At 39.3% G+C, this 7,066-nt stretch carries 3 protein-coding genes; all 3 read right to left on the reverse strand.

Features of this window, described 5'->3' with window-relative positions:
- Positions 1-4: 4 nt before the first annotated feature.
- The 3 genes from PMI13_RS00910 to PMI13_RS00920 all read right to left on the reverse strand — a co-directional run bounded on the left by PMI13_RS00910 (position 5) and on the right by PMI13_RS00920 (position 6,619).
- Complete coding sequence (locus tag PMI13_RS00910) at positions 5-886, reverse strand: bestrophin family protein (protein WP_007839665.1); 882 nt, start codon at positions 884-886, stop codon at positions 5-7.
- Between the two features lie 146 nt (positions 887-1,032).
- A complete protein-coding gene (locus PMI13_RS00915; protein WP_007839668.1) occupies positions 1,033-2,253 on the reverse strand; it encodes an efflux RND transporter periplasmic adaptor subunit in 1,221 nt (406 codons plus the stop codon).
- Position 2,254: 1 nt separating this feature from the next.
- Complete coding sequence (locus PMI13_RS00920; RefSeq protein WP_156104405.1) at positions 2,255-6,619, reverse strand: CusA/CzcA family heavy metal efflux RND transporter; 4,365 nt, start codon at positions 6,617-6,619, stop codon at positions 2,255-2,257.
- Positions 6,620-7,066: the final 447 nt, after the last annotated feature.

The following is a 7,066-nucleotide window of genomic DNA, read 5'->3' on the forward strand; positions in this document are numbered from 1 at the left end:
CATATTACATTTCGTAGTATAAAGGATTTTCTTTTTTCGGAGAAACATTCTGTTCTCCAATCATCTGTTTCAGATTAATTTCTATTGTTTGCGCAAGGGAGGTCATCGGAGTATCAACAGGCGTATTTTCAAACGGATCCTGCATGATAATAGATGTTCTCTCTATGGCTATAAATACGACCGGAATCAATACCGTAATCCCAATCTCCACGATCAACTGAGAATCATCTAATCCAAAAGGAAGCGTCACAGCAAACACATAAATTAAAGTATGCAGTAAAATACTGTATGATCTTGGAAAAACGGTATTTTTTAATCTTTCACATTTTCCCATGCTGTCACAAAGCCTGGTGATTATTTCATTCAACTGCATCTGCTGAAAATCGGAAAGGGATTTTGAAGTTAACAGTGTCTTAATCTGATCGGAATGCCCATCCAGTAAAGCATTGGGTATATTAGCCGCCTTCATATTGTGTAACTCTAAATATTGCTGCACTTTTTCTGAAAAAGGTAATTTTCTTAAAGATTCTCCAAGTGCATACGTCCAGATCATCTGTCTTTCAGCCAGTGTTTTTATTTCCTCATCATATCCTGTAGGCAGAAATTGCCGGATTAATCTGACCAGTGTACGGGAATCATTTACAATAGCTCCCCAAACCGTTCTTGCTTCCCACCATCTTTCATAAGATTGCGAGGTACGGAAAGCCAGTAATAAGGATACCGCAGTTCCTAAAAGTGCCGGAATGTTTAACGGAAGTGATATTTTGCGAAACCATGGAAGCAGATCTAAAAACCCTACAGATACTGCAAATATACAGACAAACAGAACCTGAAGCTGTATTTCACGAACGAAATACCAAACGGATATTTTTTTATTTAATAGCATAATTTATTTTTTATACTGATTCAAATAATCTGTTACTTATAAAAATTTTGTTGCCTACTCTAAATTAGGAATAAAAACCTGCACTTTATCTATTCAATTGTTTTATAGAATTTTAATGCAGATTTTTTATTTTAGTTTTTTAATTTTCAGTGTTCGTGTTCACCCGAATTCGAAAGCTTTGCATTGACAAAGAATGCTCCCTTCACCACTATTTTAGCATCAGGAACAATTTCGCTCACCGGGGTTATCGCGGTGTATCCCATATCGGAAGAACCTTTCACCACTTCTATCTTTTCAAAATTGATGGTTCCTGCATATTTTTTTGCTTTTCCTTCTGCTTCATGTTCATCTGCCTTTTCCGCAGTCCGAACAAACACATAAAACTTTCCGTCAGCTTCAACAATCGCTTCATTCGGAATCGCAGGAGTTGTACTTTTATCAAGGCTCACAATTCCGGTGATATTCATCCCGTCAATGAGTCCTGTTTTATTTCCTGTAACATCACAATGAACGGAAATTGTCTTACTTTCATTTTCAAATGATGACCCGATGCTGTATACTTTTGCATCGTATTCCGTTTCAGGATTATTTGTCAGCTTAAAATGTACAATCTGCCCTACCCTCATTTTCGGAAGATCTTTCTCAAAAACCTGCAGATCCAGATGAATGGAACCATTGTCTATAATTTCTGCAACCGGGGAGGAAACATCTACATAGCTTCCGATCCGGGCTTCAATATCACTGATTGTTCCACTGATTGGCGCAGTGATGACAAGACCTGACCTCATACTGGCATTACTGATATTTCCGGGGTTTATTCCCATCATCTGCAGCTGGTGCAAAAAAGACGCTTTTTTTGTTCTCAGTGTTTTAAGCTCCGAATCGGCACTCTGAAGGTTCTTTTTTGCTCCTGCATCATTATCAAAAAGCTCTTTCTGTCTTCTGTATTCCTGTTCTGCAAAAATAATCTGGCTGTTGGTTGTAAGATAGCTTTCCTGAAGCCGGATAAATTCAGGATTGGCAATCGTAGCAATCACCTGCCCTTTTTTTACACTGCTTCCTACCTGAACATTGAGTGTTTTAATGATCCCGCCGTACAGAGACGTGACTGCTGCTTTATTATTATTCGGTACCCGCAGCAGGCCGTTGGCTTTGATGGTGGAGGTAAGCTCCTTCATTTCCACTGTTCCCAAGGTAATTCCGACTGCCTTCATCTGCTCATCAGTGAGTGAGGCAACAGTTTTAAGAGTCTCCTCTTTTTGTTCCTTTTTATCAGTGATTTCCTCCGGTGTGACTTCTTTTTTACCACAACTCATCATGAATAGTGAAAGGAATATAAGATATATGATATTGTGCTTTAGTTTCATTTTATTTATTGATAATTGAGTTGATAGTAATGACAGATTGGTTGACCTGCTGAATAGATTCGAGGTATTTTAGCTCAATATTCGTCGCAGTCTGTAATGCAAAGAGGTATTCTACATAAGTGATTTCTCCCGTCTTATAACCAAGCTGTGCCGCTTTTACAATATTTTTAGCATTGGGAATCGCCTGGTTTACATAGTACTGGTATTGCTGAAAATCCTGCTGATACTGATTTAACGAATTCTTTAGTTGAGCTTCCAATTGTTGCTGTTGAAGCTTTGCATTGTTTTCTTGCATCTGTTTCTGGTAGTCCAAAGATTTTATTCTTGCTTTGGTCGCTCCGAATGTCAACGGAATAGCAATCCCCAAACTCACCGAATTAAACCTGTTTCCGGTTCCAAAATACTTTTCCTGCCCGTTTAAAGTATGAAAACCTATCAGCGACTGGTTGGTATACCCGATACTGAAATCCGGCATGCCCTGGGCTTTTTCAACATTTTTATTTTTTTCCAGAACCTCCATATTCTGCTTATATATCATGATCGAGGGATGGCCGGCAATGGTGAGGCTATCTAAAAGGTAATTTACTTTTAAAGGCTCATAATTCTGAGAAACCGGAACGGAAACATCTTCGTCAGTATTCAACAATACTTTTAAATTCTGATATCCGTTATCGAGATACACTTTATTCTGCTGAAGCAGGAGATTGATTTCCCCTTTTTGTGTTTCGGCGGTATTAATCTCAATTTTCTTAATATCTCCGGCCTTAAACCTGACCAGTGCAATCCGTATGAAATCTCCGTATAAACTGTCAAGGTACTGAAGCCTGGACTGATTAAACTGCAAATATTCAATCTGATAAAAATAGGTTCTGATCTGTCTTACCAATTCATTTTCTGTGATCTGCCTTTCGATTTTCTTGCTCTTGACCTCTTCCTGAATCAATTCTTTTCTGGCTTTAAATAAAGTGGGAAACGGAATGGTTTGGGAAATGGCAAATGACTGGTCAAATTTCGGGCTGTTGTATTGCCCGAGCTGTGCACTGAAATCCAGCTTCGGAAGTTCTTTGGCTGTAGGTTTTAATGCCTCCGACGATTGTATATTAAGGTCTTTTGACTGTATCGACGGGTTGTTTTTCTGCATTAACGCGATTGCTTCTTCTAACGACAGTTCTTTTGAATTCTGTGCATTTACGCTTTGCCCCAGTAGCAAAAACCCAAACAGAATCACTATTGTTAAAGGCTTTCCTATCACTTTTCTTCTGATATTTATTTTTGAATTAAAGATGATATACAACATCGGCAGGACAAATAAGGTAAGAAAAGTCGCAGAAATCAGTCCTCCGATTACTACTGTGGCCAAAGGTTTCTGAACTTCCGCACCAGCGCTTGTACTCACCGCCATAGGCAAAAATCCGAAAGAAGCTACCACTGCGGTCATCAGTACGGGGCGCAGCCTGGTTTTTGTTCCTTCAATTACCCGTTTTATAACATCTGTCATCCCTTCTTTTTCAAGTTGGTTAAAAGTTCCTATCAGAACAATTCCGTTAAGAACCGCAACTCCAAATAATGCGATAAACCCGACTCCTGCACTGATGCTGAAGGGCATTCCCCGCAATAAAAGCGCAAACACTCCTCCAATTGCGCTCATCGGAATTGCTGTGAATATTAAAGTCGCCTGTTTAAATGAACGGAAAGTGAAGTACAGCAGCATAAAAATAAGGAAAAGCGATACCGGAACGGCAATCATCAGACGCTGGCTGGCTTCTTTTAAATTTTCAAACTGCCCGCCATAAGTGAAATAATATCCTGAGGGCAGCACTATTTCTTTTGTCAGTTTTTTCTGAATATCTTCCACTACACTTTCCACATCCCGGCCTTTTACATTAAAACCGATTACAATTCTACGTTTCCCGGCTTCCCGGCTGATCTGAGCAGGCCCGAGTTTATATTCGACACTGGCAACCTGTGACAACGGAATCTGCATTCCCGTATTGGTAGGAATCATGAGATTATTCACATCATCAATATTGGTACGGTACAGGCTGTCTAACCTTACGACGAGATCAAACCGCCTTTCGTTTTCAAAGATCTGGCCCGCGCTTTTCCCTGCAAATGCTGTACTCAAAACATTGTTTACGTCTTCCACATTCAAACCATAGTTGGCCATTCTCGTTCTGTCGTAGGTTACATTGATTTGAGGCAATCCGCTCACCCTCTCTACCTGGGGAGAGGTTGCTCCGTCAACACTTTGGATCACTTTATTTACTTTGTCTGCATACACGGAAAGTGTATCCATATTTTCACCGAAAATTTTCACTGCCACATCCTGCCGGATCCCTGTCATCAATTCATTAAAACGCATCTGGATCGGCTGGTTTTTCTCAAAGAAAACTCCGGGAATTACCTCTAGTTTTTCGGTCATTTCATCTGCAAGTTCAGTGTAAGATTTTTTCGACTTCCATTCTTTTTGGGGTTTTAAAACAATAATCATATCAGTCGCTTCAGGTGGCATCGGATCTGTCGGAACCTCTGCTGAACCGGTTTTTCCGACTACCATTTTCACTTCATCAAACTGTCTGATAATTCTGGAAGCCTGCATTGAGGTTTCGATACTCTGGCTTAATGAACTACCCTGTGGTAAAATACAATGAAATGCAAAATCACCTTCTTCAAGCTGCGGAATAAATTCGCCACCCATTCTGCTGAAAAGAAATAATGAAACGGTGAATAAAGCAACGGTAACTCCAACAACAGTATATTTAATTTTAATGGCTTTCTGTAACAATGGCTGGTATATTTTCTGCAGCCAGCTCATCATTTTATCTGAAAAATTTTCTTTGAAAGAAATTTTCTTTGAAAGAAATAATGCACACATCATCGGAATGTAAGTAAGTGAAAGAATTAATGCCCCGAGAATCGCAAATCCTACTGTTTTAGCCATCGGTGAAAACATTTTGCCTTCAATTCCTGCAAGGGTAAGAATCGGGATATAAACGATCAGAATAATGATCTCCCCAAATGCTGCGCTTCCCCGGATTTTTGAAGCTGACAGGAAAACTTCTTCATCCATCTCCTGTTGGGTAAGTCTCTGCATAGATTTTCGTAATCCCAAATGGTGGAGGGTTGCTTCGACAATAATTACAGCACCATCTACAATAAGGCCGAAATCAATGGCTCCGAGACTCATCAGGTTGGCACTTACCCCAAAAATATTCATCATTCCCAATGCAAATAACAATGATAAAGGAATTGCGGAAGCTACAATGAGCCCGGCCCTGAAATTTCCGAGAAATAATACTAAAACGAAAATGACAATCAGTGCTCCTTCAATTAAATTCTTTTCAACAGTACCTATGGCACGGTTAACAAGATCTGTTCTGTCCAGAAATGGCTCTATAACTATATCTGCAGGCAATGATTTCTGGATAACCGGTATTTTTTCCTTGATTTTAGTAACGACTTCGTTACTGTTGGCGCCTTTAAGCATCATGACCACTCCTCCTACGGCATCGGTTTGCCCGTTATAGGTCATTGCTCCGTATCTCGTTGCATGCCCGAAGCCTACCTTTGCTACATCTTTAATGAAAACAGGAACATTCCCGGTATTTTTTACAGCTATATTCTTTACATCATCTAAAGAAGTGGCAAGACCAATCCCACGAATAAAATAGGCGTTCGGTTTTTTATCAATATAGGCACCACCGGTATTCTGGTTATTTTTTTCGAGAGCTGTAAAAATATCCGTTACATTGACTCCCATTGCTTTTAAACGATTGGGATTGACAGCGACTTCATATTGTTTCAGCTCGCCTCCAAAACTGTTTACTTCAGCAACTCCTTCTGTACCATAGAGCTGACGGGCAACAATCCAGTCCTGCATGGTACGGAGATCTTTTGCGTTGTATTTTTTTTCACTTCCCTTTTTAGGATGCAAAATATACTGGTATACTTCTCCTAATCCTGTACTTACAGGAGCCAGTTCCGGAGTTCCGATTCCTTTGGGAATGTTTTCTTCAGCCTGCCTTAATCTTTCATTGATCAGCTGTCTGGCAAAATAGATGTCCACTTTATCTTTAAAGACAACGGTAATGACAGATAATCCGAATCTTGAAATACTCCTTGTCTCTAATATATCCGGAACAGTTGCAATACTTTGTTCGAGAGGAAAAGTAACCAACTGTTCGACTTCCTGCCCTGCAAGCGTAGGGCATACGGTGATAATCTGCACCTGGTTATTGGTAATATCCGGTACAGCATCAATGGGCAGCCTGGTAGCACTCCAAACGCCCCAAACGATAAGCAACAAAGTCATTATACCGATAACGATTTTGTTTTTGATGCTAAATTTTATGATTGTATCTAACACAAATTGAGATTTAATTTGTGATTGCCTGTCTTGAATAGGGCTAACTTTTAACGCCGATCTTCTTACAGACTGCATGCTGTTAAAATCACAAAGGCGCCAGGTTTGATAAATTCAAAATAAGACAATCAATTTATTTTTATTGAAATCACACATACACTATCATTTGATATGACAGAATGCAAAAGTATCGTGAAGATCTCTGCAATGGAATTGCAAAGTTTCAGATGTTCAGAAAGCAGCACTTTCTGAAAAATAAAATCAATTAAATCTTAGGAGGTTGCCAGATATGGTCATAAACCTGATAGGCAAAGTTATTCTTTCTGAAAAGAATTTTTTTAGAAAAATAAAACTGAACCTGAGCTGGAATTTTAATCAAAGGTTCCATTTTAAAAGTGGAGTTGCTAACTTTGTTAGGACACCATTCTTATACTCTTTAACTTTAAGAGT

It is taken from the genome of Chryseobacterium populi (assembly GCF_000282115.1).
GTDB lineage: Bacteria > Bacteroidota > Bacteroidia > Flavobacteriales > Weeksellaceae > Chryseobacterium > Chryseobacterium populi.